This is a genomic window from Streptomyces sp. NBC_01635 (assembly GCF_045209715.1).
Lineage (GTDB): Bacteria > Actinomycetota > Actinomycetes > Streptomycetales > Streptomycetaceae > Streptomyces > Streptomyces hirsutus.
This window is the reverse complement of record NZ_CP109277.1, coordinates 1,057,923-1,083,464: the sequence shown is the minus strand read 5'-3', so window position 1 is coordinate 1,083,464 and position 25,542 is coordinate 1,057,923. Positions and strand designations below refer to the sequence as shown.

Below are 25,542 nucleotides of genomic sequence, written 5' to 3'. Positions count from 1 at the left end.
GGCCGCTCCGGCCGGCTCCGCCCGCCCGGACGGAGCCGGCCGCTCAGCGGACCTCGGCGAGGCGGGCGAACACGACGACGTTCCCGTCGTAACCGTCCTGCTGGGTGAAACCGCCACCGCAGGTGATGACCCGCAACTCCGAGGAGCCCTTCGAGTTGTAGACCCGGTCGCCGGGAAAGTCGTTCTTCGCGAAGACCTCGATGCCGTAGATCTCGAACACCGCGGTCTTTCCGTCCTCGCGCTCGATCTCGATGCGATTGCCCTTTTCCAGAGAACCGAGCCCGTAGAAGATGGCCGGGCCCAGACTGTTGTCGACATGGCCGACCACGACCGCCGTACCCTTCTCCCCGGGAGCGACCCCGCCGGTGAACCAGCCCGCCAGATTGGGGTCCTCGGGCGGCGGCGCCTCCACCCACCCCTCCGCGTCCAGGCCCACGGCCATCACCGGTGCGTCTACCTGGATCGTCGGAATCCGGACCCGGCCCGGAATCGAGTACGGCAGCGGTCGTACCGTCGCGGCACCGGGCACCCTGCTGTCCGCGGCGGCCACGGCGGGCTGCGGCGGCCCCTCGTCGAACTCCCCCGAACCATTCCGGATGAGCGCGAGGCCGGTGAGCAGAACCAGCGCTATCACGCCCCACGGAGCACGCCTCTTCCGCCGCGCCTCCTCTTCGAATTCGTCCGGTTCGAAAGCAGACATTCGCCTTCCCCTCTCGACACGGCCGTCGCCGTGTCACTCGCGCATGGCAGAAACGCTAAACGCGGCGCACGCAACCGGCGACGGGACAAGGGCGAACGGGTGGCCGGGCGGTGATCGGTAAGCCATCCGGGGTGCCGCCGAACGAAGATCCTCTGACGGTTCGTGACCTGCGGTGATATCCGAAAGCACGGATCCGGGAGGGCCGCCGCCTCACCGGGACGGACCATCGCCGAAATGCGCGCAGGGGCACGGCAACTGAGGGTCTTGCTGGGGAGGCGCTTTCTCGCCGATCGACCGGGGACCGGACCCGGGGCGTCTTCCGCGGAGGATCACATGCGCAAGTCACGTGCCCTGGCGTCCGCCGGTGCCGCGGTCGCCGTCCTCGGGCTCGCCGCCCCGGCCGCCGTCGCGGACGGCGGCCAGGGCTCCAGCCCGTCCAACATCGTCGCCCTGCCCAGCGTCATCGCCCGCGGCGGCCAGCTGGCCATCACCGCCAACGGCTGCCCCAACGGTGGCCACGCCACGTCCAACGCCTTCCCCAGGACCAACCTGACGTCCGGCCACGGCTCCGGCGACACCGCGAAGGGCACCGCCCCCATCTACAACGACGCCCGCGCCGGCTCGTACGACATCACGGTGCACTGCTCCGGCCGGAGCCTGACCCGGCCGGCCGCCTTCACCGTTCTCGGCGGGGTCCGCGGCGGCCTCGGCGGCAGCAGCACCGACGGGGCTACCCCGACCGACATGGCCATCGGGGGCGGACTGGTGACCTCCGCGGTCGTGGCGGGCAGTGTTTTCTGGATGCGCCGTCGTGCCGAGAAGCAGCTCTGAAGCCATTTTCCGCAGCGGCCTTTTCGCATGTGTGACCGGAGGCCGCGCCCCGGATCCCCGACCGGACCCAGGGTGCAGCCATGTGCTCCTGCTGCCCTCCGGACCCGCGGCCCTGTCGACGAACCGACGGGCCGCCCTGACGTTCCGCGATGCCGTCATGCGCCGTCCCGCGCACCGTCGCGGCGGGTGAAGCGGTACGCGGCGCCCACCGAACCCGTGAGGAGTGCGGCGCCGAGTCCGATCCCACCGAGGTCGAGGCCGGCCAGGCTGCCGCCCTCCCCGGCGTGCACACCCCTCGGATGCCGGGCCGCACTCCCGGATTCCGCGGGCAGCGGGGAGGGGAGCGGCGCGGGGCGGCCACCGGCGATGGTCAGACTCGTGGTGCCGGTGACCCCGTCACAGGTGAAGGCCACCTGGTGGACGGCGCCGGGCCTGGCATCCCGGTACACCTCCGCCGTCGCCTCCGAGCGATTCTTCGGAATGGTCACCGTGTCGAGGACCTGTGAGGAGACCGTCGCGCGCCCCTCGCACTCGCCGCCGGTCCGGTCCACGTGCAGAGTGATCCGGTCGCCGGGCTCGACGAGGGCGGGCCGGAGACCGAAACCTAACGGCGTGACATCGCCGTCCACGGCGACGGCACCCGGTGCGGCGGCGAGGGCGAGGGCGCCGACGCCCAGGAGCGCGGCGGAAGCGACGCGTATCGCGTGCATGGCGAGTCCTCCGGTCCCGAGGAACAGCGGCGGATCTGTTCCGCTCGCGTCAGGAATGCGTTCCCGATGTCCGAAACGCTAGAAAGTCGCACCGGGCGGCGCGATCGCAGTCGCGCGAACGGGTCACTCCCGTGGGCCGTACGGGGGACTCCGGTCCTGCGGGAGGGGGACGCGCACGGCGTGGCGCACGTCCCCGGGACCGGAACCGTGGTGCGGGCCCGGTCAGCTCCCGATGCCGGGGAACAGGAGGCGGAACGGATCGGCCGACGCGGCGAGCCCACGGCTGAACGGCGCGTCGAAATCCCAGATCAGGAAGAGCAGGAAGGCGATCAGCGCCGAGAACAGTCCGGCGAGGATCAGCTCACGCCGGGTACGCCGGATCTGCAGCGCGAAGATCATCCCGATGGTGACGACCGCGCCGCCGATCAGCCCGAACCACACCACGCCCGGCATGGTCTCCCCGGTCGACTCCGCACGGGCCGCGCGTGCCTGGTCGGCGGCGGACACCTGGTCGACGAGCGGCTGATAGGCCTGGGCCTCGAAATCCGTCGCCGGTTCGTAGTCGGTGACGTCCCGGCGGACCCGGTCGAGCAACTCCGTGCCGCGCTCGGTGACCTGGCCGTCGTCGGCCATGGCGCGCCACTCGGTGGTCACGACGTGTCCGACATAGGCGTTGACATCGTCCCGAATGCGTTCACGGATGTCGGTCGGATAGATCCGTACCCGCTCCGAGACCTCGTGCAGCGCGACCGCTTCCGCCCGCACATGGTCCTGGGCGGCGCTGCGCCCCTCCCAGACCCCGGCGATGGCCAGGCCCAGGACGATGGCGTACACCACGCCGATCCACATCGTCATGTACTCGATGACGTCCGGGGTCTCGCTGGGGTCCTCGTCGTCGGGGGCCGCACGGTGACGTACGAGGGTGATGATGACCACCACGACGCAGACGGCCAGCATCGCGAGCGTGAGAACAAGCCATTCCGGCAAGAGGTGCCTCCACGGTGGGTTGTCGGGTTCGGCGGGGACGGACGGGCCAGGGCTCAGCGGGGCCGGAGCGCGGCGACGGCGACGATCGCGGGCATGGCGATGAGCAGGACGAAGGTGAGCGGGGACGTGGCGCCGCCGGACGGCCGCTTGACCGGGGGCGCCGCGCGATACCGGGGGTAGTGCACGGGCGTCAGGGACGGGCGCGGGGTGGGAGAGGGGGCGGCCGACGGTGTGGGCGTGGGTGTGGGGCGCGGTGGTGGAGGGGGCGTGGGGGCCGGGGCGGGGGGAGGTGGTGCCGGGCGGGCCCGGCGTGGGGGCGGAGGCGGGGGCGGGGGCGGTTCGGGCTTTGCGGTGGTGGGGGTGGGCTTCGGCGCTGGGGGAGCGGGGGGTGGCGGGGTCGGAGTGGGTTCGGGCGCAGGCGGTGGAGGTGGCGGGGTCGGTGTGGGCGTTGGCGTGGGTGTAGGCGTGGGCGTGGGGGGTGAACAGGGCGGCGGGAGCGGCCAGGTCATGCCTCCGACGATCGCCACCGCCTCCGTTCCCCCCGGGCCGGTCGAGGCGTAGGCGCAGGCGTCGGCCAGCGCCGCGTCCGGCGCGCCGACGAGCGCCCAGGCCAGCGTCGCCGTCGCCAACACACGGGCGGCGAAGGCGGATCGGGTCGGTACGAGTCCTTGCACGACGAAGATCATGAGCCGCGTTGCGCCGGAATGCGTGCGAGTGCCGGGTGAATGCCCCGATGGAGGTAAATCCGGCAACTCCCGTTTGATCCGGCGCTGATCACCCGTTGGGGGAGTGCGAGTGGAGGTGCGATGTGGCGGGGCGGACGGGGTGAGAAGGGGAGGAATCATGGACTCCGGAAGAAAAATCGGCCCGCGTTGAACACAGCAGGTGTCTTCGTGCGTACTCCATGTCGAGCGGCGGCGCAGCAGGGCGCTGCAACCCCCTTGCGATGATCTGGAGTTGAGATGAAGACCTCCTGGCGGACCGCCTCACTGGTGGTGAGCGCCGCGGCGGTGCTGACGCTGACGACGGCGTGCGGTCAGGACACCCCGCCACCGGCCAGCAGTCAGAACGTGGGCGCCTCGGCCGTGCCCGGAGACCTCGGAGGCATCGACACCGGAGCCGGCGCGGGGGCCTCCACGAGCCCGGCCGGCGGCGCGGGCAAGCTGACCGCCGCCACCAACGCCAAACTCGGCAAGCTGGTGACGGACGAACTCGGCCTCACGCTCTACCGCTTCGACCAGGACACCGCCGAGCCTCCCAAGTCCAACTGCGACGGTGACTGTGCGGAGACCTGGCCGCCGGTACTCGCCGACGACGCCGCGGCCGGCGAGGGCATCGACGAGTCCCTGCTCGGCGAGGTCGCCCGGGCCGACGGCACCAAGCAGCTCACCGTCGACGGTTGGCCCGCCTACCACTACGTCAAGGACGTCAACGCGGGGGACGTCAAGGGTCAGGGTGTGGGCGGCAAGTGGTTCGCGCTGACCCCCGAGGGCAAGAAGGCGCAGGAGGCCGGCGAGCAGCCCGGCCTGTCCACCCGCAAGGATCCCGAGCTCGGCGAGATCGTCGTCGACAAGGACGGCAGGACGGTCTACCGCTTCATGAAGGACGAGGCCTGGCCGAAGCCGGTCTCCGCCTGTACCGGTGCCTGCCTGGAGAAGTGGCCGGCGGTGGCGCCGGTCGACATCAACGACACCAAGGGCATCAAGAAGAAGAACTACATGACCTTCACCCGCCCCGACAACAAGGCCGAGCAGCAGACGATCGGCTGCTGGCCGATCTACACCTTCGCGGGTGACAAGGCCGCCGGTGACACCAACGGCCAGGGCGTCGGCGGGACGTGGTACGCGATGCGGCCGAACGGAGAGCCGGTCGGCGCGCCGGAGAAGTAGCGCAACCTCCCCGGGGTGTCGTTTCCCTCCGGCACCGCCGACCCCGGTCCGCCTCTCCGCTTCCCGCGGAGAGGCGGACCGTTTTGCTGTGATTCGCCGGAACTCGGTGAATTTCCGGCGTTCTTCGCCTTTTCTGCGCCGCCCGCCCGTTTCTCCGTGCGTCACGCCATTTCGTACGCCCGGCTTCTCCGCGTGCCGGAACTCTCCGCGTGCCGGAACTCTCCGAAATGCCGCACATGCCTTTCGTGGTGTGCGCAGGGTTGCCAATTCGGCACATGCCGTAGGCAGTGACCGGGAACGGACGGTCAATTTCCGTTTGGGGTCGCTCCCTTGGCGAGCGATCAGTAGCCTCGGCTCGGACACCGGATCGCCTACGCTGTGGAGAGATAGATGGAGCGTCCCGCCTGGGCCCCCCGGAGCATCGACATCACGGTGCCCAGCGTTTCCCGGATGTACGACTACTACCTGGGCGGTTCGCACAACTTCGAGGTCGACCGGGAAGCGGCCCGTAAGGCCATGGAGTTCATGCCGGGACTGCCCAAGATCATGCAGGCGAACAGGGCGTTCCTGCGCAGGGCGGTGCGGTTCGCGGCCGGTGCGGGAGTCACCCAGTTCCTGGACGTCGGCTCCGGCATTCCGACGTTCGGCAATGTGCACGAGGTGGCGCAGGCGGCCGTTCCCGGCGCGCGGGTGGTCTACGTCGACCACGACCCGGTGGCCGTCGCGCACAGCCAGGCCGTCCTCGAGGGCAGCGAGGACGCGGCCGTTGTCGCCGCCGATCTCCGAAAGCCCCGGGAAATTCTGGGAAGTCACGAGGTGGGGCGCCTGATCGACCTGGATCGGCCGGTGGCGCTGCTGCTCGTCGCCGTCCTCCACTTCGTGGAGGACGCGGACGATCCGTACGCGGCGGTGGCCGAGCTGCGTGACGCGCTCGCGCCCGGCAGTATGCTGATCCTCACCCATGCCTCGTACGAGGGAATTCCGTTGCCGCCGGAGCGGGCCGGTGGCGCGGTGGACGTGTACAAGAACATCCGCAACCCGTTGATCATGCGCTCGCGCGACGAGATCGCGCGGTTCTTCGAGGGGTACGACATGGTGGAACCCGGACTGGTGCCGATGCCGAAGTGGCGGCCGGACACCGCACCGGAGGGCGAGGATCCCTACGCCTTCTCCGCCTACGCTGGCGTGGGGCGTACAGCGTGAGCGCGGAGCCGGACGGGCCGGAGGACAGACTGCGCCGGTTCGCGACGATCTGGGGCCGGGCGGTCTTCCCGGTGACCTCGACCTCGTCGACGCGGCCGGAGTTCGAGAAACAACTGGTCCCGCTGGCCAGGAGGTTGAGCGAGGCGCTGCGGACGAGGGCGTTCGACCCGGGCACCGGCAAGGCGGTCGGCGCCGCCCTGGTGGAGGCGCACTGCACCGACCCGGAGGCGCTCAGCCGGACCCTGGACTGCGTGGACGCCTACCTCGTCCTGTACTGCGGCGGGGACGGCGACGGCGAGGACCTGAGGGCACGCAGCGCCAGGCTGCAGCACGCCATGGCCGCCGGATACGCGCAGGCGCTGCGCGAACGGACGCTGGCCGAGCAGGAGGCCATCGCCCAGGCCGCGCTCCGGGCCCAGGGCGTGGTGGCACAGGCCCTGCACGCCACCGAGGCAAGGTTCCGCGCGGTCTTCGAGGGCGCCGCCATAGGCATCGGCATCGCCGACCTCAAGGGAAACGTCCTCCAGGTCAACGCCGCCCTGCTGCGCATGTTCGGCCTGTCCGAGCAGAGCCTGCGCAGCCGCAGCGTCCGGGAGTGGACGCATCCCGACGACGCCCCGCAGACCTGGGTTCTCTACGACGAGCTGGTACGCGGCGAACGCGAGCACTACCACCTCGAGAAGGCCTTCTACCGGCCCGACGGAACGGTCCTGTGGACCAATCTCACGGTGTCCCTGCTGCGCGACGCCGACGGCGAACCGCAGTACCAGCTCGCGCTCATGGAGGACACCACCGAGCGGCGGCTGCTCAACCTCCGGCTGCGCTACGAGGCCACCCACGACGCCCTGACCGGTCTGCCCAACCGCGCGTTCTTCTTCGAACGGCTGGAGAAGGCGCTGAGTGCCGGCGAGGGACAGCGCTTCGGCCTGTGCTACCTCGACCTGGACGGCTTCAAGACCGTCAACGACAGTCTCGGGCACGCGGCCGGCGACCGGCTGCTCGTCGAGGTGGCCGACCGGCTCCAGTCCTGCGCCACGGCGCCCGGCGAGATGGTCGCCCGGCTGGGCGGCGACGAGTTCGTGGCGCTGACCACGGGTCCGGACACCCAGCACACGGTCGACGAACTCGCCACCCGCATCATGAACGCACTGCTCGCCCCCATCGGCGTCGACGGCCGGGACCTGACCGTGCGCGGCAGCATCGGAGTGGTCGAGGGACCGGCCGGGGAGCGCAGCCCGGCAGAGGTGCTGCGCAGCGCCGACATCACCATGTACCGGGCCAAGTCGGCCGGCGGCAACCGTTTCGAGCTCGCCGACCCGGAGGCCGATGCCCGCGCCATCACCCGGCACGGCCTCACCACGGCGCTGCCCGCGGCGCTGGAGCGGGGCGAGTTCTTCATCGAGTACCAGCCGCTGGTCCACCTCGGCGACGGCAGCGTCCGGGGTGCCGAGGCGCTGGTGCGCTGGCTGCACCCGCAGCACGGGGTGCTGTCGCCGGACCGGTTCATCCCGCTCGCCGAGCACACCGGGCTGATCGTCCCGTTGGGCCGCTGGGTGCTCGAGCAGTCCGTGCGCCAGGCCCGCACCTGGCAGGAGCGGCGCGGCGGGGCGGACGCGCCCGGCCCGCTGCGCATCAACGTGAACCTCTCGCCCTGTCAGCTCACCCACCCCGGCCTGGTCCAGGACACCGTCGACATCCTGGAGCGCACCGGCGTCGAGCCGGACGCGCTGTGCCTGGAGGTGACCGAGTCGGCGCTCATCGGCGCGGACGACGACCTGCTGAAGCCGCTGCGCCGGCTCGCGGAGATGGGCGTGGACATCGCCCTGGACGACTTCGGCACCGGCTACTCCAACCTCGCCAACCTGCGCCGCCTCCCGGTGAGCGTCCTCAAGCTGGACCGCTCCTTCACTCAGAGCATGCAGCAGTTCCCCGCGGACCCGGTCGACCTCAAGATCGTCGAGGGGATCGTCTCCCTGGCCCACAGCCTCGACCTCGCCGTGACGGTGGAGGGCGTCGAGACAGGGGCCCAGGCCGAACAGCTGCGCATACTCGGCTGCGACACCGCCCAGGGCTGGTACTACGCCCGCCCCGGCCCCCCGGAGCGGCTGCACGAACTGGCTCTGGTGGACGCGACGGGGTGACTCCGTCGGCCGGGCGGGGCCGGCTCGCGGGCGCCGCGACGGCCCGCCGGCCCGGGCGGTGTCGGCCGCCCGGCGCCCGGTCACCGCTCCAGGAGCATCCGCTGGAGCTCCCGGGCCGCCCGAGGCGGAGCCACGTCGCTGCGGTGGGCCAGGGCGATGGTGCGGTCGAGGCCGGGGCGGGCCAAAGGGGTGACCCGCAGGCCCTGGCCGGACCGCGCGGCGACCATCCGGGGTACGACGGCGACGCCCAGGCCCGCCCGGACGAAGCCCAGCACGGCGTCCATCTCCCCGCCCTCCACCGCGAAGTCCGGCTCGAAGCCCTCCGCACGGCACGCGGCCACCGTCAGCTCCCGCAGGTCGTAGCCGTGCCGGAACATCACCAGGCGCTCGCCCTCGAGATCGGCGACGCGCACGGTGCGCCGGCCCCGGCCGGGCCTGGGGGCATCAGGGGAGGAGACCACCACCAGGTCCTCGCGCAGCAGCTCCACCGTGGTGAGCGCCGGGGAGGGGGTCGGCAGGGGCAGCACGACCAGGGCCAGGTCCAGGGCGCCGCGGGCCAGCTCGCGCACCAGGTCGTGGGAACCGCCCTCCTCGATCAGCAGCCGGACGCCCGGATAGCGGTCGTGGAAGGCGCGCAGCACGTCCGGCAGCAGTCCGGTGCACAGGCTCGGGGTCGCCCCCAGCCTGATCCGGCCGCTGCGCAGCTGCGCCAGCTCCTGCACCTCGTGCCGGGCCGTGTCCGCGTCGGCCAGGATGCGCCGGGCCAGCGGCAGCAGTGCCTCGCCCGCGTCGGTCAGCGTGATGTTGCCGCGCGCCCGCAGGAAGAGATCCGCCCCCAGTTCCCGCTCCAGCGCCTTGATCTGCTGGGAGAGGGACGGCTGCGCGACATGGACCAGCTCCGCGGCCCGGGTGAAGTGCCGGGTCTCGGCGACCGCCACGAAGTACTGGAGCTGCTGGAACTGCATGGGCCCAGCATAGTGCTGCCATAGGTGGGGCCTATGGAAACGAGGCATTCCATGTCTTGGACCGATGGGGACCTTTGGCCCTAGCGTTCTGTGACATGGCTCTGGCAACGCGGACGGACCGACGGCCGTCCATGGCACGCACCGTGTGGGACTCGACCGTCGGCAAGAAGACAGTGATGGCCGTCAGCGGCCTGATCATGCTGCTCTACCTGGTCGCCCACATGCTCGGCAACCTGAAGATCTACTTCGGCGCGCCCGAGTTCAACGAGTACGCGCACTGGCTGCGCACCATGGGCGAGCCCCTCCTGCACTACGAGTGGGCCCTGTGGGTGGTCCGCGTCGTGCTCGTCGTCGCGGTCGTCGCGCACGCCGTCTCCGCGTACCAGCTCAGCCGCCGCGACATCAAGGCGCGCCCCAGCAAGTACGTCCACAAGAAGGCCCGGGCCAGTTACGCCACACGCACCATGCGCTGGGGCGGGATCATCCTCGCCCTGTTCATCGTCTGGCACATCCTCGACCTGACCACCGGCCACGTGCACTCCGGCGGCTTCGAGGAGGGCAAGCCCTACCAGAACGTCGTGGACACCTTCTCCACCTGGTACGGCAACGTCATCTACATCGTCGCGGTGCTCGCCGTCGGCCTGCACATCCGGCACGGCTTCTGGAGCGCCGCCCAGACCCTCGGCGTCGGCAGCCGCACCCGCGACCGCGCCCTGAAGGGCCTGGCGAACGTCCTCGCGCTGCTGCTCACGATCGGCTTCCTCGCCGTCCCCGTGGGCGTCATGACCGGAGTGGTGAGCTGATATGAGTACCTTTGCCGAGTACGCGACCGGTGAGCCGGTCGTCGACGCCAAGGCCCCGTCCGGGCCGATCGAGGAGCGCTGGGACAAGCGCCGCTTCGAGGCCAAGCTGGTCAACCCCGCCAACCGGCGCAAGCAGACCGTCATCGTCGTCGGTACCGGTCTGGCCGGTGGCTCCGCCGGTGCCACGCTCGCCGAACAGGGCTACAAGGTCGTCCAGTTCTGCTACACGGACTCCCCGCGCCGCGCCCATTCGATCGCCGCCCAGGGCGGCATCAACGCGGCGAAGAACTACCGCAACGACGGCGACTCCGTGCACCGCCTCTTCTACGACACCGTCAAGGGCGGCGACTTCCGCGCCCGCGAGTCCAACGTGCACCGACTCGCGCAGATCTCCGTCGAGATCATCGACCAGTGCGTCGCCCAGGGCGTGCCGTTCGCCCGTGAGTACGGCGGTCTGCTCGACACCCGTTCCTTCGGCGGCGTCCAGGTCTCCCGCACGTTCTACGCCCGAGGCCAGACGGGCCAGCAGCTCCTCCTCGGCGCCTACCAGGCGCTCTCGAGGCAGATCGCCGCCGGCAACGTCGAGATGCACGCGCGCACCGAGATGCTCGACCTGATCATCGTCGACGGCCGGGCCCGCGGGATCGTCGCCCGGGACCTGATCACCGGGAGGATCGACACCTACTTCGCGGACGCCGTCGTCCTCGCCACCGGCGGCTACGGCAACGTCTTCTACCTCTCCACCAACGCCATGAACTCCAACGCGACCGCGATCTGGCGGGCGCACCGGCGCGGCGCGTACTTCGCCAACCCCTGCTTCACCCAGATCCACCCCACCTGCATCCCGCGCACCGGCGACCACCAGTCCAAGCTGACGCTGATGAGCGAGTCGCTGCGCAACGACGGCCGCATCTGGGTGCCCAGGGCCAAGGGCGACGACCGCCCGCCGAACAGGATCCCCGAGGACGAGCGCGACTACTACCTGGAGCGCATCTACCCGTCCTTCGGCAACCTGGTGCCCCGCGACATCGCCTCCCGCGCAGCCAAGAACGTCTGCGACGAGGGCAGGGGCGTCGGCCCCGGCGGCCAGGGCGTCTACCTGGACTTCGCCGACGCCATCGAGCGCCTGGGACGCAAGGCGGTCGAGGCCAAGTACGGCAACCTCTTCGACATGTACCAGCGGATCACCGACGAGGACCCCTACCGGGTGCCGATGCGGATCTACCCCGCCGTGCACTACACGATGGGCGGCCTGTGGGTCGACTACGACCTGCAGACCACTGTCCCCGGCCTGTTCGCCATCGGCGAGGCCAACTTCTCCGACCACGGCGCCAACCGGCTCGGCGCCTCCGCGCTGATGCAGGGCCTGGCCGACGGCTACTTCGTCCTCCCGGCCACCATCAACGACTACCTGGCGCGCAACCCGCACAAGGACGAGGTGGACGGCGACCACCCGGCGGTGCAGGAGGTCCTGGCCGAGACCGAGGACCGGCTGAACCTGCTCCTCTCCGTCGACGGCGACCGCACCCCCGACTCCTTCCACCGCGAACTCGGCGAACTCATGTGGGAGTTCTGCGGCATGGCCCGCACCGAATCGGGCCTGCGCAAGGCACTGGAGCGCATCCCCCAGATCCGCGAGGAGTTCTGGAGGAGGATCAAGGTGCCCGGCACCGGCGAGGAGTTCAACCAGTCCCTGGAGCGGGCCAACCGCATCGTCGACTACCTCGAGCTCGCCGAGTTGATGTGCCTCGACGCCCTGCACCGCGCCGAATCCTGCGGCGGCCACTTCCGCGAGGAGTCCCAGAGCCCCGACGGCGAGGCCGCCCGCCGGGACGAGGAGTTCACCTACGCCGCCGCCTGGGAGTTCACCGGCACGGGCGACGCTCCCGTCCTGCACAAGGAAGACCTCGCCTTCGAGTACGTCCACCCCACTCAGCGGAGCTACGCATGAAGCTCACCCTGCGCGTCTGGCGGCAGAAGAACGCCGACGCCGACGGCGCCATGTCCACGTACGAAGTGGACGGCATCTCACCCGACATGTCCTTCCTGGAGATGCTCGACACCCTCAACGAGGAACTCACCCTCGAGGGCGAGGACCCGGTCGCCTTCGACCACGACTGCCGCGAGGGCATCTGCGGCGCCTGCTCGCTGGTCATCAACGGCGACGCCCACGGCCCCGAGCGCACCACCACCTGCCAGCTGCACATGCGGTCCTTCGAGGACGGCGACACCATCGACGTCGAACCGTGGCGGGCGGCGGCCTTCCCGGTGGTGAAGGACCTCGTCGTCGACCGGACGGCCTTCGACCGGATCATCCAGGCCGGCGGCTACGTCAGCGTCCCCACCGGCTCCGCGCCCGAGGCGCACGCCACGCCCGTTCCGAAGCCGGACGCGGACCTCGCCTTCGAGCACGCCGAGTGCATCGGCTGCGGCGCCTGCGTCGCGGCCTGCCCGAACGGCGCCGCGATGCTCTTCACCTCGGCGAAGATCAACCACCTCAACGTGCTGCCGCAGGGCGCGCCCGAGCGCGAGACCCGGGTGCTCGACATGGTGGCGCAGATGGACGACGAGGGCTTCGGCGGCTGCACTCTCGCCGGAGAATGCGCCACCGCCTGCCCCAAGGGCATCCCGCTGTTCTCCATCACCGCGATGAACAAGGAGTGGCTGCGCGCCACGGCCAAGGGAGCCGGCCGGTAACCGCCGGGCAGGCAGCAGGGAAACGTTCGCCAGGGGGCGGACGGGCGGGACCGGGAGTGGTGCTCATCCCCGGTCCCGTCTGCTGTCCGGGACACGCCCGCCGCCGCGCGGGCGACGCCAGGCATTCAGCATCCCCACATCCGCACTCCCGGCTCAGGTCACGCACACGCCAACCGGCATCGGCAGAAACAAGGGGAGTCCCCGCCTTCCCCGCTCCGGCACGTGACCAGGAGAGAGCCATGACCGTCCTGACCGCAGACCACCCCGCCAAGCCCGCGGCGCCCACCCGCTACACCGTCACCCTCGCCCGCGACGAGGACGACGTGCGTGCCGCCCAGCGGCTGCGGCACGACGTCTTCGCCGGCGAGCTGGGCGCCCTGCTGACCACCCCCCAGCCGGGCCTGGACGTCGACCCCTTCGACGCCTACTGCGACCACCTGCTCGTGCGCGAGGAAGTGAGCGGCCAGGTCGTCGGCACCTACCGGCTGCTGCCGCCCGAGCGCGCCGCGGTCGCCGGCCGCCTGTACGCGGAGAGCGAGTTCGACATCGCCGCCCTCGACCCGATCCGGCCGGGTCTCGTCGAGGTCGGCCGCTCCTGCGTGCACCCCGGCCACCGCGACGGCGCGGTCATAGGTCTCATCTGGGCCGGTATCGCCCGCTACATGATCGACCGGGGCCACGAGTGGCTGGCCGGCTGCTGCTCCGTCCCGCTCGCCGACGGGGGCGCGCTCGCCGCCGCCACCTGGGACCGGGTCCAGGGCAAGCACCTGGCCCCCGAGGATTACCGCGTACGCCCCCTGCACCCGTGGCGGCCGACGACCGCGGCGCCCGCCGCCCGCACCGAGCTGCCCGCCCTGCTGCGCGGCTACCTCCGGCTCGGCGCCTGGGTCTGCGGCGAGCCCGCGCACGACGCGGACTTCGGGGTCGCCGACCTGTACGTGCTGCTGCCGATGAGCCGGGTCAACCAGCGTTATCTGCGGCACTTCCTCTCCCTCGTACCGGCGAAATGAGCGTCTGGCTGCCGGGCGCGCCCTGTACCCCGAGCGGCTGCGTGGTGCCGACGGGAACCACGCGGGCCGTACCGGGGGCGGTGCTGCGGCTGACCGCGGTCGTCGGCCTGGTGCTCGCCGGGGTGCTGCTGCTGCCCGTCGGGCGGCGGATCCCGGCGGGCCTTGTGGGCCGGTGGTGCCGGTGGATCGTACGGGCCGCCGGGGTCCGGGTCCGTATCACCGGGGCCGCCGCGCCCACCGGCGGGCTGCTGCTCGTCGCCAACCACATCTCCTGGCTGGACATCCCGCTGCTGAGCGCGGTCCGTCCGGCCCGCATGCTGGCCAAGGCCGAGATACGGCAGTGGCCGCTGGCGGGGCCGCTGGTCGCGCGCAGCGGGGTTCTGTTCATCGACCGCGACCGGCTGCGCGCTCTTCCGGGCACGGTCGCCCGAGTCGCCGCGGCCCTCGACGAGGGCTCGGCCGTCGCGGTCTTCCCCGAGGGCAGCACCTGGTGCGGCCGAGGACAGGGCTCCTTCCGCCGGGCGGCCTTCCAGGCGGCGATCGACGCCGGGGTCCCGGTGCAGCCGGTCCGCATCCACTACCGCGACGCGAGCGGAACCCCCGCCACCGCCCCGGCCTTCGTCGGGGACGACACCCTGTTCGCGTCCCTGTGGCGGGTGGTCTCGGCCCGGGGCCTGGTCGCCGAGGTCGGGGTGCGGGCCGCCATCCCGCCGGGCAGCCACCCGGACCGCCGCGCCCTGGCCGCCGCCGCGCAACCGCACAGTGGTCCGGGGCGGGACCATCGAGCCGGTCATGGGGCCGGCCCTCGGGCAGGTCGGCAGGCGGGTCGGCGGACCGGGCGCGGGGTCGGACATCAGGCACGTTGCCCGGTCGAGGACCTCCAGTCGCGATCACCGGAAGTGAGCGCTGTCAAAAATTAAGCGCGCTTTGTACCTTATGTGAAGTTTTTACCGCGCTGGGGAGGACATCCGGACGGGAGTGATACCTGAAAGGAGGGTGAGGCCAGATGATCACCCGCGATGAGGTCAGGATCCTCCTGGATCACCCCGTCTACGACGGCGAGGGCAACAAGATCGGTGAGGCCAAGCACGTCTTCTTCGACGACATGAGCGGCCGCCCCGAGTGGGTGAGCGTCAAGACGGGCATGTTCGGCACCAGCGAGTCGTTCATTCCCATCCGCGACGCCGAGCTGGTGGAGGATCACCTCGAAGTCCCGTACCCCAAGGACAAGATCAAGGGCGCACCCGACGTCGACGTCGACTCGCAGGGCCACCTGTCGGAGGCGGAGGAACACCGGCTGTACGACTACTACGGCATCGACTGGGGCGGCGTGCTGCGCGACGACACCAAGAAAACGGGCGAGGGCCGGACCGACAAGCGCCCGGGCATGGGTAAGGCCGGAACAGCCGGTGCCGCCGGTGCCGCCGGTGCGGCGGGCGCAGTGGGCGCGACGGGTCGGGGCGGGGCGGCAGGCGCCGCCGGTACGGCCCGTACCTCGGGCAAGGACCGGGCGGCGACCAGGACGACCACCACCGCGGGGACGGCGTCGGCAGCCACCACGGGAACGCCGGCGACCTCCGAGCGGACCGGCAGGACCGGCCCCACGGGTGTCGCCGGGACCGCCGGCGTGGCCGGCGTGCGGGCAGGGCAGGGCGCCGAGTCCATGACGCGCATGGAGGAGGAGATGCATGTTCGCGTCGAGCGGCGCGAGACCGGACGGGCCAAGCTTCACAAGTACGTCGTGACGGAGGACGTCGAACAGACCGTGCCCGTGCGCCATGAGGAGGTACGCGTGGTGCGTGAGCCGATCACGGAGGCCGAACGCGAGGCCGCCCTGTCCGGCGCCGAGATAGGCGAGGCCGACTACGAGGTCATCCTGCATGAGGAGCGGCCCGTCGTGGAGACCAGGGCGGTACCCGTCGAGCGGGTGCGGCTGACCATGGAGGAACGCACCGAGAACGAGACCGTACGGGGCCGCGTCCGCAAGGAGCGCATCGAGAGCGAGGGCGTTCCGGACGCCACCCTGCGGCGGGACGACGCCGCCGGACGGGGCCGCGACGTTCCACGCCGGGGCCGCACATGAACGGAGGGCGCAGCGTGCGCGCCGGTGGGTCCGCTCACCGGCGCGCCGCGCCGTCGTCCCCCGTGTCCGCGGGATCCGTGGGCCCGGCGAGGCCGGTCAGGGCGGCGAGCCGCCGGTAGGAGTCCAGCAGGGCCGTACGGTCGTGGGTGCTGGTGGTGACGAGGACCTCCTGGGCGTCCGTCTCCTTCAGCACCCTTTCCAGCTCGCCGGCCACCTGTTCCTCGGTGCCGGCGATATGGCCGCCGAGCCCGGACTCGTACAGGTCGCGTTCCCTGGCCGTCATGGTGAACGACTCGACGCGCTCGGCGGGCGGCAGCGGCGGGAAGGTGCCGCGGGTCCGGGAATGCGCCATCGACCAGGCCTCCGGGATCAGCAGCCGGCGGGCCTCTTCGGGCGTGTCCGCCACAGCGACCGTCCCGGAGATCACCACGTACGGCTCGCTCGCCCAGACGGATGGGCGGAAGTGCTCCCGGTAGCGGTCGATGCCGCGCCGCATCCGGTCCCGGCCGCGAAGGTCGCCGATGACCATGGGCAGGCCCGCGCGGGCGGCGATCGTCGCCCCCTCGCCCATGGCCAGCACGAACGGCGGCACGGCCAGGCCCTCGGCCGGCCGGGCGTGCACTCCGGTGGGGGAGGTGCCGCGGAACCAGCCGAGCAGCTCGTCGATCTGGGCGCCGAAGTCCTCGGCGTCGTCCTTGCCGTGTCCCAGCGCCTTGCGCACCCCGTCGGTGAAGCCGACGGAGCGGCCCAGGCCCATATCGACGCGCCCGGGGAAAAGCGACTCCAGCACCCCGAACTGCTCGGCCACGACGAGCGGTTGATGATTGGGCAGCATGACCCCGCCGGTGCCGACGCGGATCGTCCGGGTCGCCGCGGCGACGGCGGCGGCCAGTACGGTCGGCGCGGAGCCGGCGACTCCGGGCACGCCGTGGTGCTCCGAGACCCAGAAGCGGTGGTAGCCGAGCTCCTCCAGCTCCCGCGCCAGGCGCACGGTGTCGCGCAGCGCCTCGGGACCGCTGTGCCCCTCACGGGTGCGGGAGCGGATGATGACTGATTGACAACCATCCGGTACCTTGGAACCAGGGAGACAGGGGGTCTCCCCGAACCAGGGGGGTACGAACGGTGCGACGGGTGCTGTTGGTTGAGCGCATCTCAGATGACAAGGGAGAGCGCTCAGAGTCCATCGAGAGCCAGCACGAGAAGTTGAGCCGGCTAGCCAAGACAGAAGGCGTCACGGTTGTTGGTACCGCGGTCGACCTGTCAGTGTCCGGTGACGTTGACCCCTTCCAGAGGAAGAGCCTCGGGCCCTGGCTGGTAGACGAGAACCTGTCCAAGTGGGATGAGCTTTGGGTGTCGACACAGGACCGACTGTCCCGTGATGACATCCACTTCCTCAGGTTCGTTTTCTGGGCTATCGAGCACAACAAGAGTGTTCTTGTCTTGGATGACCCAGGGTTCAACGAACAGATGTACTCCCGTACCGGGCGGCTCCTGCTCCATGCCAAGGGACTTGGTCCGGCTATGGAGTTGGACCGGATCAAGGCCAGGACAAAGGACAGTCACGAACGACGTAGGTACACCACACGGTGGCCCGGTGGCGTTCCCCCGTTTGGCTATGTTCCTGTCAAGCGGTACGTCGATGGCAAGACAGCCACGTACTTGGAGCAGGACCCTGACATGGTCAAGGTCTTGCATGAGATGCGGCGACAGATCATTGCCGGCCAGTCTTTCCTAGGCGTGGCCAAGCACCTCAACGCCCATGGGGAGTTGACTGCCAGGGACAGGGCACGGGTCCGTAAGGGTAAGCCTGTCTCCAGTCGCCGCGGCACGGTAGAGGGCGTGCCCGAGAAGTGGGGTGTCTCCTCTGTCAAGGATCTCCTGATGGACCCTGCCCTACTCGGGCGCAAGAAGTATCAGGGCAAGGTTCTGTATGACAGTCAGGAACAGCCAATCCAGTTGGCAGACCCCATCTTCACAGAGGAAGAGTGGCAGTCCCTACAGACTGCCATTGAGGCCAGGCAGCAGACGACACAACGACGTGTCAACGGCACGGCACCCCTCTACGGTCTGGTGTACTGCCTCACCTGTGGCAGTAAGGCCCGGCACAAGGTGGCCAAGAAGAAGAACGCCACCTACCGGTATTACGTCTGTGGTGCTTGGCCCAAGGAAGCGGAGTGCACCGGCTCTGTGCGTGCTGAGGAAGTGGAAGAGTTCATCGAGATTGAGTTCCTACAGCGGTACGGACACGAGAAGGTGACCGAGAAGGCGTGGGTCCCTGGTACGGACAACACCAGGGAACTTGAGGAAGTGCGCAAGCGCATCTCTCGACTGCGGAACCTGTACGTAGAGGGGGAGTTCGATGACAACCCCAAGGAGTACAAGGACCGCATGCATGCTCTGCGGACACGAGAAGCGGAGTTGGCAGCAGAGCCGACAGTAGAGGGTCACTGGTCTGAGAAGGACACAGGGCAGACGTTCCTAGAGCTGTGGGGGAGCTTGGATCTAGAAGGCCAGAGGAAGCAACTGATCAAGTCTGGCTACAAGGTCCACGTCGGACGGGGGACGTTCAAGATCACCCCGGAACCTGAGACGTGGCCCGAGCGTAAGAAGCGCCTCGGTCTCTGAGAGACCATCAGGGAATAACCAGCAACCCACCGTTGTTGAACAGGCAGAGGGGCGCCCGTCGCCAAACAGAACGCCCCTCTGTCTCCTGTGAAGGAGATGACAGTCTATGCCGAAGAACGCCTGTGGTGCACGTCAGCCTGGTTGGGAGTCCGGGCCGGCCATCGGAAGACACCGGATCCCTTGCGTCCTCGACACCGGGCACATGGATGACCACGCCAACGCATTCGGGGACAAGTGGGAGAACGACGCAGAGCGGAATGAGGAGTGGCAGGATGCTTGGGCAGAGGTGCTGTCAGAGCTGATCTACGCCTTGGCCGAACAGGTCAGGGGTGGAACGGTGACACTGGACACTGCGGCACAGATCTACTCCCAGACTTCAGCGGGGGCTTTCGGCGTTGACTACGCCACGCAGTATCTGACAGACATAGTGGCAGAGAGAATGTTGTCCGAACTCGGCAACTGACAACCGAATAAGAACACCAGTAGGGCCCGTGACAACACGTTGCGGGCCCTTTCTCATGTCTGGAGAGGACAGGACAGTGACAAAGGCAGAGAAGGCACTTGCCATTGAACGTGTCGGCTCAATGGTATGGCATGGCGCAATGGATATGACCGCGGCTGCATGGTTTGTCGCTGGTCTCTACAAGGTGGACCACTCCGAGGCTGAAGACATGATTCACGACGCCATGGCAGAGGCAATGGTAGGCGAATTGGACAAGATGGCAGTGAAGATGGGAGAGAAGTATGACCACTAAGCAGATGAGTAATGACACGGCAGTAGATGACGTATGGGGTTCAAAGAGCCCCTGGGATATCGACCGAGAGAAGCGGGAGGCCGCGGAAAAGGTGGCCAAGGCTGTCAGGGAGGAAGAGCGCCGTAAAGCGGCATGGGTTGACATGACGAACCACAGATACACTGAATGGCTTTACATTGTTGCTGAGGCCGGCGTGAAAGCCTCCACAGTCCACTTTGCCGTAGGCGTATCTCAGAAGTGTGGGAAGAACTCCCATGGCTACTCTGAGGCCATAGGCAACACTGCCAAACGTCTTGGCATGTCGACTCCCACGGCTAACCGAGCCATGGCCGAACTCAAGGAGAAGGACCTTATCCGTAAAGCCGTGGCACGCCCTGGTACCTCTGACATCTGGCGCATCGGAGCCGTCCCGAACCAGGACTAGGGTCTATCACTGATGATAGGGGGGTCTATCACTGATGATAGACGAACTACTCTATTAACTACCTCCTAGTCTCCTTAAGAGACTAGGAGTATTTACCAGGGTTAGTAAGAGCATGATCAGTTGGCCAAGGAGTCTCGATGGTTCCTTGGCCATAGTCATTACAAGATCATCTAACTGAGTAGGTCTGTCTTCGATCTTTTGGGATCTGAGACAGCCAAGGCAACGACCGAACGGAGAGAGGGAGTGTCGAGTCAGCTAGCCCTTCAAGGGGCTAGCAACGAGACCAGCCATTTAATGGCTGTGAGGAACGGAAGTGACGACATACATTGTCCCGCCCCCGGCAGAGCCCCTGTACGGCTCCGTAGCGGCCTCTGAGAGTCTTCCTGGACTCCTTGCCTAGGGCTATGGCTGTACGGCCTTCCAGGGGCCGTACAGAGCTTCCATGGGTTATGGATGTTCTCTGGTCTCTGTGTCGAGTGGTCCGGCCCTGGTTCTGTAGGGGCCGCGGAAGTCTCTGTATGGCCGTAGGAAGCTCTGGGAGCTACGCCCTGTCCTCTGGGGTGTGGTGGGGGTTCCTAGGCCCTCTGTGCCGGCCCTGACCCGTCATGGTGGGACGGGTCAACCAATGCTCTGACCAGGGGCTTTGTAGGCTTTACACTCTCTTTGCCTTTGGTGACGTCACAAACCTAGTCCGAGAGACACCGACGTCATAGGTAGAAGGGAAAAGTGAGCGAGTAAATACACTTCCTCTCTTCGGTCTCCCCCTGGTTCGTAGTCTCGGTTCCTTCCCCCCTTGCCCGGTGCTGGTCTCTGGGCAGTCTGGCCCTGGTCTCTTCGTTTCGTCGTGTGGCGTAGAGACCGGGGCCTTTTCTTATGCCTACCAACCCCACAATTACCTACACGACACTCACTAAGGAAGTGATCTGGAATGGCAAAGATCTCCGTATGGGACCGCCGGACATGGGGCCTCCTGAGGGAAGTCAAGGGCGTTACCTACCGACAACTGGCAGAGGCTTGTGACGTCTATGAAGGAACCCCGGAGAAGTGGTTCAACACCAATAAGGGCAACCGTAATCCTGGTCTGAAGCACCAGATCACTATGGCCAAGGTGCTAAACATCCCGCTCCGGTCCCTGCTGTCTGAGATCAAGGACCCTGCCCTCAGAGCGGTCATTAGGGCCGCCTACAACGACTAGACGTTAGGACACACGACAATATGAACACGACTTCAAAGGCACCTTGGTATGCACGTCTCGCTTCCTCGGCAGGTAGGCCCCTGGTACTCCTAGGGGCTCTCCTGATGAGTTCACCGTCCGAGGTTTCTCTCGCCGAGACGGCTGGTTATGGGGAGGGATTCCAGTACCTTGCGCCTCTGGTGCTCTCCTTGTATGCCGTATGCGCTGCCACAGTGGCCACTTCTCGGAGGAAGGGTGACCGAGGTTGGCTGTCATCGATCCTGGGAGCAGGAATGGCACTCGGGTTTGCCATGGGTGCTCAGATTGTGAGCCACCTCCTTGCGGCCGGCTATGTCACCTCGGGGCCATGGCTAATTGCCGCTGTGTCCGCCGTACCTGCTGTCAGTGCGGCACACCTTTTGCATCTGGCCGTGACACCTAAGACTCCTGCTGTCGGTGTCACAGATAAGGAAACGGGAACGGAAGCCACAGAAGAGCCTGAGAATGCCAGGGAAGAGCCCAAGGCCCCTGCTCCCATGCTGCGCCCCGACAAGCCTTCTAAGGGCCGTTCCAAGCCTTCCCTGGCAGCCATTCGAGAGGCTGCCCAGAATCTCGATGTGACAGGACAGCTCGTTACGGGCCCTGCCATTGCCAAGGCTCTAGGAGTCTCTGACAGGACCGGTGCTCGCTATATCAAGATGCTGACTGCCTAGGAGGAATCCACCATGAATGACGCCCTTACTTCCGATGGGACCCAGACGACAGACACTCATGCAGAACTCAATGACATGACACCCCATGAGTTCTATGACGCCTGTAAGGCTGGACAATTCAAAGCCAGGGGCGATTAATGGAGCCCCTGTCATTTGCTGGTTATCTGGTATTCCCCATCTGCACTATGGCAGATGGGGTCCTTTGTTTGAGGGAACGAAACGACATTACGACATATTGGAGCACTAATGGCTGATTACATTGTTGAACCTCCCCGTGACCTTCCTCTGTCGACCAAGGTAAAGGCACTCCGCAAGGAGTACGAGGATGCCAAGGCGAAGCTGTCCACGTATAAGCAGGAGAATGCGCGGTACCGAACTCGGGACGTCTCCCAGGTGGGAGAGGTCAAGGCCCGTTATTCTACGCCGGCCCTTGAAGATGCCAAGGCAGACCTAAAGGCCCTTGAGATTCAGGCTGTCAAGGAAGGTAAGGCACTTCCCGATAAGGGCAAGTTCCTTGGCGCGGTCAAGGCTAAGACTGAAGAGTATGACCGCACTGTGTCGGCTCTTGAGTTCCTTGTGGCCAGGGCCCGTAAGGCGTTTGATGATGGGGTTAAGGAAGAGCTTGTTCCCATGGGCCGTAAGGAAGCGGCCAAGGCAGCACAGGCTAGGGATGCGTGGGAGAAGGCATATAAGGCTGCCATGGCTGCCAGGGAGACTCTGGAGAAGCATGCCGGCCTGTTCAGTTACTGCGTGACCGCCGGCGGTATGGATGTCCACCCGCGGCATGGTCATTCCCAGGGTGACCGGCTGGAATGCTGGGAGCTTAATGAGGATGGGCTACTGACTTGGGAGGCTTCCCAGGAACTGGATTATGGACAGATCCCGGTTAAGGTGTCCGGCCTTATTGAGTCGGACCCCAATCCTCCTGTTGTGGAGGAGTTCAACGACAATCCCAAGCCCCGGTATTTCATTGCCAAGGCAGACGGCTACGGCAACAACTGGGAACACTGACGTTTATGGGGCCCCTGGCTAACGCTGGGGGCCCTTTTTGGCGTTTCAATCCACAAGATCACAAACATTCATTACCCGTACACGATCGAAGAGCAGGCCTCCCGGCGGGTTCCCTTGTTGGCGTTATACCCATTACCCCGGGGGTGTGCGCACAGGAATAAGCGCAGGAGCACAGACAATGCCGGCATGATGTAAACAGATGGCACATGAAACAGACAGGGATAACAGGCACCAAATGCACTGGTGCCTGGCACTGTCATAAACATAGCCGGCCAGACACCAAGGCAAAGGGGCAAAGGCGTCAAGCCTAAAGGGTAAACGTCAGACGACAAACGTTCCCCAACCTGGGGAGGCGGTAACCAGGCCACGCCGTTTGAGGTCTGCCACAGCCTTGGCCACGGTCGAAGGTGCCACCCCGAACTCAACACTCAGGGGCACGGTACCGGGGAGGCGTGACCCTGGGGCGTAGGTGCCGTCTGTTATCCGCTGCTCAAGTGCAGTGGCGACGCGTCGCCACGGTGGTTGTGCTGCATCCATGCGGATCATGCTCGGCTACTGCACTATCTGCCGCACCCGCGCTATGCTCGCTATCCGCGAATAGCTTGCTACAGAGTGAGCTACAAAGGCGGGTGTCACCAGGCAGGGGTGAGGCAGTGCAGCTACAACGCATGCCGGCTGATGAGTCGGGCAGGACTGGCTACTACCAGCCAGGGGGGCTCATGTCCGCTCTGGCAGAGGACAGGGAAGAGCACGTGCTGAGTGTGGCCAGGAAGGATGCTGACAAGGCCCTGGCTCTGGTTACTCAGGAAAGGGCCAGTAGGTATGAACTCATCAGGGCTCTTGCCTACATGGTGCAGTCCACTCGGGCCGCGGTAGACGTCGCAGAGTGCCGAGGGGAGCGGCTGGAGGCTCTGGAGTAGCCGGCTCTCCCCTCTCAACATGGGCCCCTGGTCTCTGATGACCAGGGGCCTTCCTCATGTCCAGATGCACAGACAGTCATCATGGCTGGTCACGGGGATGTGTTGTCCAAGTGTCTCAATCCGCGAGCGGTCGAGGACGGAGAAGCGGGCCGAGGCGATCACAGTGCTCATACGAGGTTCAACACCTGCCGGGCCCGGCGATTCCTCCCGGCGCGATGTTGTGGTTGAGGCGGAACAGGTTCCCCGGGTGCAGTCGGTGGACTCCGAGCCGCACCGGCGCTGCCACTGTCCGGCCAGGGCGGTGAGCTCCCCGGCCGCCGTGCGCGCCTCGTCGAGCCGTCCCAGGGCGAGGGCCACCTCCACGTGGGCGCCGAGCAGCCGGCACCGCTCGAGACCCTCGTCCTCCCGGCCGGCAAGGGCCGGCCTCAGGGAACCGGCCGCGGCCTCGGCCCTGCCCTGGGCCAGGCGCGGAGTGCGCGCCGCGGGGCAGTGGACGGGAGGGGTGTGCGGGGACGCGGTGTCCGACCGCGTCCCCGTGAACCCGGTGACCGGCAGCCGTTCGTACACCGTCCGCACGCGGTTCTCCGGCTCTCCGGGCGTGGCAGCCCGGGCTCGTACGCATCCGACCGGATGCTGCGGGAGTCGGGTGGCGCACACCGTCGACGGTGACCGGGACCCGCGGGGGCGCGGTGGCCGTCCGCCCCGCGCGGCGGTGCCGGGGGTTGCCGCGGGACGTCTTCCGCACGGGACGGCGGAGGCTCTCCTCGGTGACCGATGGAACCGACCTCGGGCCTAGGCTGGGCGGCGTGACCAACCGTGACAAGCGCCCGCTCGCCGTGTTCGACCTGGACAACACCCTCGCCGACACCGCGCACCGGCAGCGGTACCTGGAGCGCAGGCCGCGCGACTGGGACGCCTTCTTCGCCGCCGCGCCCGCGGACGGGCCCCTCGCGGAGGGCATCGCGCTGGTGCACGAGAGTGCGCGGGAGTGCGGGATCGTCTACCTCACCGGACGCCCCGAGCGCTGCCGGCGCGACACGCTGGACTGGCTGGCCGCCCAGGGGCTGCCCGAAGGGCCGTTGCACATGCGGGGCGACGCCGACCGGAGGCCCGCCCGGTACACCAAGCTCGCGATCCTGCGCCGTCTCGCCCGCACCCGGGAGATCCGGGTACTCGTGGACGACGACGAACTGGTCTGCGCGGACGCCCGGCGGGCGGGGTTCACCGTGGTGCACGCGCGCTGGGCGGTCCCGTCGGGGGAGCTGAAGGCGGCACAGCAGCGGGAGGGGCGGACCTGACGTCCGCCCCTCCCGCTCCCCTCCGGGTGTGCACGGCTCCCGTGCCGTGAACGCGCCCGGCCGCTCGCGGCCGCCTCCGTGGGCGGGCGGGTGAACTCCTGGCGGCGTTGTGGACGGGTTGTGGATTTCCACACGGCTCAGGTCGGCTCGTCCAGGCGGAACCCGACCTTCAGGCCCACCTGCCAGTGCGCGATGCGGCCCTCCTCGAGCTGGCCGCGCACCTGGGTCACCTCGAACCAGTCCAGATTGCGCAGGGTCTGCGAGGCGCGCTCGACGCCGTTGCGGACGGCCTGTTCCACGCTGTCGGGTGACGTGCCGACGATCTCCGTGACCCGGTAGGTGTGGTTGGACATGAGGGTGCTCCTCTCGCCGGCGGCTCCCACCGGTACGAGGGCCGCCTCCTGTGTCGCACGTCACTCCACCGTGCCCCAAGTGGTGGCCGAGCGCGAGATGTCGGGCCCCGCGCCCGGGTCCGGCGCCCACGGCCCGCGCACCGTCCGGGCCGGCCGTTCAGGGTCCGTAGCGTTCCGGGGTCCGTGCGGCCCGTGCGCCGACGGGGACCGCTGCCTCCGTCGGGTGGCACGGGACCTCGCGGACCGGCGC

The 25,542-nt window shown here is 68.0% G+C and carries 26 protein-coding genes; 17 read left to right on the top strand and 9 right to left on the bottom strand.

Features of this window, described 5'->3' with window-relative positions; genetic code table 11:
• Nucleotides 1-43: 43 nt before the first annotated feature.
• Nucleotides 44-700, bottom strand: a complete 657-nt coding sequence (locus tag OHB56_RS05335) for a class F sortase (RefSeq protein ID WP_326756295.1) — start codon at nt 698-700, stop codon at nt 44-46.
• Nucleotides 701-1,033: 333 nt separating this feature from the next.
• Here OHB56_RS05335 and OHB56_RS05330 point away from each other — a divergent pair, with 333 nt between their 5' ends.
• The gene (locus OHB56_RS05330) at nt 1,034-1,531 is read left to right on the top strand and encodes a hypothetical protein (RefSeq protein ID WP_326756296.1); all 498 of its coding nucleotides are present in this window, start codon (nt 1,034-1,036) and stop codon (nt 1,529-1,531) included.
• 155 nt (nt 1,532-1,686) lie between these two features.
• On the opposite strand, the gene OHB56_RS05325 is transcribed toward OHB56_RS05330, so the two are convergent.
• From OHB56_RS05325 to OHB56_RS05315, 3 genes are all read right to left on the bottom strand, one after another.
• Nucleotides 1,687-2,241: a hypothetical protein gene (locus OHB56_RS05325; RefSeq protein WP_326756297.1), complete on the bottom strand. Its 555-nt coding sequence runs from the start codon at nt 2,239-2,241 to the stop codon at nt 1,687-1,689.
• Between the two features lie 222 nt (nt 2,242-2,463).
• Nucleotides 2,464-3,228 carry a hypothetical protein gene (locus tag OHB56_RS05320; RefSeq protein WP_326756298.1) on the bottom strand — a complete coding sequence of 255 codons (765 nt, stop codon included), beginning with the start codon at nt 3,226-3,228 and terminating at the stop codon, nt 2,464-2,466.
• Between the two features lie 53 nt (nt 3,229-3,281).
• A complete protein-coding gene (locus tag OHB56_RS05315; protein ID WP_326756299.1) occupies nt 3,282-3,413 on the bottom strand; it encodes a hypothetical protein in 132 nt (43 codons plus the stop codon).
• Nucleotides 3,414-4,190: 777 nt separating this feature from the next.
• Between OHB56_RS05315 and OHB56_RS05310 the strand changes: the two genes are divergently transcribed.
• From OHB56_RS05310 to OHB56_RS05300, 3 genes are all read left to right on the top strand, one after another.
• Nucleotides 4,191-5,117: an SCO0930 family lipoprotein gene (locus OHB56_RS05310; protein ID WP_326756300.1), complete on the top strand. Its 927-nt coding sequence runs from the start codon at nt 4,191-4,193 to the stop codon at nt 5,115-5,117.
• Between the two features lie 390 nt (nt 5,118-5,507).
• Nucleotides 5,508-6,320: an SAM-dependent methyltransferase gene (locus OHB56_RS05305; protein ID WP_326756301.1), complete on the top strand. Its 813-nt coding sequence runs from the start codon at nt 5,508-5,510 to the stop codon at nt 6,318-6,320.
• The gene (locus OHB56_RS05300; protein WP_326756302.1) at nt 6,317-8,461 is read left to right on the top strand and encodes an EAL domain-containing protein; all 2,145 of its coding nucleotides are present in this window, start codon (nt 6,317-6,319) and stop codon (nt 8,459-8,461) included. Before OHB56_RS05305 ends, OHB56_RS05300 begins: the two co-directional genes overlap by 4 nt.
• A gap of 80 nt (nt 8,462-8,541) precedes the next feature.
• On the opposite strand, the gene OHB56_RS05295 is transcribed toward OHB56_RS05300, so the two are convergent.
• Nucleotides 8,542-9,426, bottom strand: a complete 885-nt coding sequence (locus OHB56_RS05295) for a LysR family transcriptional regulator (protein ID WP_055628836.1) — start codon at nt 9,424-9,426, stop codon at nt 8,542-8,544.
• A 131-nt stretch (nt 9,427-9,557) separates the two neighbouring features.
• Between OHB56_RS05295 and OHB56_RS05290 the strand changes: the two genes are divergently transcribed.
• The 6 genes from OHB56_RS05290 to OHB56_RS05265 all read left to right on the top strand — a co-directional run bounded on the left by OHB56_RS05290 (nt 9,558) and on the right by OHB56_RS05265 (nt 16,019).
• Nucleotides 9,558-10,229, top strand: a complete 672-nt coding sequence (locus OHB56_RS05290; protein WP_326756304.1) for a succinate dehydrogenase — start codon at nt 9,558-9,560, stop codon at nt 10,227-10,229.
• Nucleotide 10,230: 1 nt separating this feature from the next.
• Complete coding sequence (locus OHB56_RS05285) at nt 10,231-12,180, top strand: fumarate reductase/succinate dehydrogenase flavoprotein subunit (protein ID WP_406351902.1); 1,950 nt, start codon at nt 10,231-10,233, stop codon at nt 12,178-12,180.
• Nucleotides 12,177-12,926: a succinate dehydrogenase/fumarate reductase iron-sulfur subunit gene (locus OHB56_RS05280; RefSeq protein ID WP_326756306.1), complete on the top strand. Its 750-nt coding sequence runs from the start codon at nt 12,177-12,179 to the stop codon at nt 12,924-12,926. Before OHB56_RS05285 ends, OHB56_RS05280 begins: the two co-directional genes overlap by 4 nt.
• 239 nt (nt 12,927-13,165) lie before the next feature.
• Nucleotides 13,166-13,936 carry a GNAT family N-acyltransferase gene (locus OHB56_RS05275; RefSeq protein ID WP_326756307.1) on the top strand — a complete coding sequence of 257 codons (771 nt, stop codon included), beginning with the start codon at nt 13,166-13,168 and terminating at the stop codon, nt 13,934-13,936.
• Entirely contained in the window at nt 13,933-14,856 is a 924-nt protein-coding gene (locus OHB56_RS05270) for a lysophospholipid acyltransferase family protein (RefSeq protein ID WP_326756308.1), read from the top strand. Before OHB56_RS05275 ends, OHB56_RS05270 begins: the two co-directional genes overlap by 4 nt.
• A gap of 86 nt (nt 14,857-14,942) precedes the next feature.
• Entirely contained in the window at nt 14,943-16,019 is a 1,077-nt protein-coding gene (locus OHB56_RS05265; RefSeq protein ID WP_406351899.1) for a DUF2382 domain-containing protein, read from the top strand.
• 34 nt (nt 16,020-16,053) lie between these two features.
• Here the strand turns inward: OHB56_RS05265 and OHB56_RS05260 are convergent, their stop codons facing one another.
• The gene (locus OHB56_RS05260; RefSeq protein WP_406358930.1) at nt 16,054-17,067 is read right to left on the bottom strand and encodes an LLM class flavin-dependent oxidoreductase; all 1,014 of its coding nucleotides are present in this window, start codon (nt 17,065-17,067) and stop codon (nt 16,054-16,056) included.
• A gap of 83 nt (nt 17,068-17,150) precedes the next feature.
• On the opposite strand from OHB56_RS05260, the gene OHB56_RS05255 reads away from it, so the two are divergent.
• From OHB56_RS05255 to OHB56_RS05230, 6 genes are all read left to right on the top strand, one after another.
• A complete protein-coding gene (locus tag OHB56_RS05255) occupies nt 17,151-18,644 on the top strand; it encodes a recombinase family protein (RefSeq protein WP_406351897.1) in 1,494 nt (497 codons plus the stop codon).
• A gap of 202 nt (nt 18,645-18,846) precedes the next feature.
• Nucleotides 18,847-19,107 (top strand): hypothetical protein, encoded by a 261-nt coding sequence (locus tag OHB56_RS05250; protein ID WP_406351895.1) that lies wholly within the window; start codon nt 18,847-18,849, stop codon nt 19,105-19,107.
• Between the two features lie 76 nt (nt 19,108-19,183).
• The gene (locus tag OHB56_RS05245; protein WP_406351894.1) at nt 19,184-19,399 is read left to right on the top strand and encodes a hypothetical protein; all 216 of its coding nucleotides are present in this window, start codon (nt 19,184-19,186) and stop codon (nt 19,397-19,399) included.
• Nucleotides 19,389-19,823: a helix-turn-helix domain-containing protein gene (locus tag OHB56_RS05240; RefSeq protein WP_406351892.1), complete on the top strand. Its 435-nt coding sequence runs from the start codon at nt 19,389-19,391 to the stop codon at nt 19,821-19,823. The genes OHB56_RS05245 and OHB56_RS05240 overlap by 11 nt, the downstream gene beginning before the upstream one ends.
• 928 nt (nt 19,824-20,751) lie before the next feature.
• Nucleotides 20,752-21,018, top strand: coding sequence for a helix-turn-helix domain-containing protein (locus tag OHB56_RS05235; protein WP_406351890.1), 267 nt, complete (start codon nt 20,752-20,754; stop codon nt 21,016-21,018).
• Nucleotides 21,019-21,956: 938 nt separating this feature from the next.
• Nucleotides 21,957-22,721 carry a hypothetical protein gene (locus OHB56_RS05230; RefSeq protein WP_406351888.1) on the top strand — a complete coding sequence of 255 codons (765 nt, stop codon included), beginning with the start codon at nt 21,957-21,959 and terminating at the stop codon, nt 22,719-22,721.
• A gap of 321 nt (nt 22,722-23,042) precedes the next feature.
• On the opposite strand, the gene OHB56_RS05225 is transcribed toward OHB56_RS05230, so the two are convergent.
• Nucleotides 23,043-23,258: a winged helix-turn-helix domain-containing protein gene (locus OHB56_RS05225; RefSeq protein ID WP_406358929.1), complete on the bottom strand. Its 216-nt coding sequence runs from the start codon at nt 23,256-23,258 to the stop codon at nt 23,043-23,045.
• A 437-nt stretch (nt 23,259-23,695) separates the two neighbouring features.
• Entirely contained in the window at nt 23,696-24,217 is a 522-nt protein-coding gene (locus OHB56_RS05220; protein ID WP_406351886.1) for a hypothetical protein, read from the bottom strand.
• A 230-nt stretch (nt 24,218-24,447) separates the two neighbouring features.
• Here OHB56_RS05220 and OHB56_RS05215 point away from each other — a divergent pair, with 230 nt between their 5' ends.
• Nucleotides 24,448-24,939 carry a hypothetical protein gene (locus OHB56_RS05215; RefSeq protein ID WP_406351884.1) on the top strand — a complete coding sequence of 164 codons (492 nt, stop codon included), beginning with the start codon at nt 24,448-24,450 and terminating at the stop codon, nt 24,937-24,939.
• A 137-nt stretch (nt 24,940-25,076) separates the two neighbouring features.
• Here OHB56_RS05215 and OHB56_RS05210 read toward each other — a convergent pair whose 3' ends face one another.
• Nucleotides 25,077-25,292, bottom strand: a complete 216-nt coding sequence (locus OHB56_RS05210) for a dodecin (protein WP_055597615.1) — start codon at nt 25,290-25,292, stop codon at nt 25,077-25,079.
• Between the last annotated feature and the right edge of the window lie 250 nt (nt 25,293-25,542).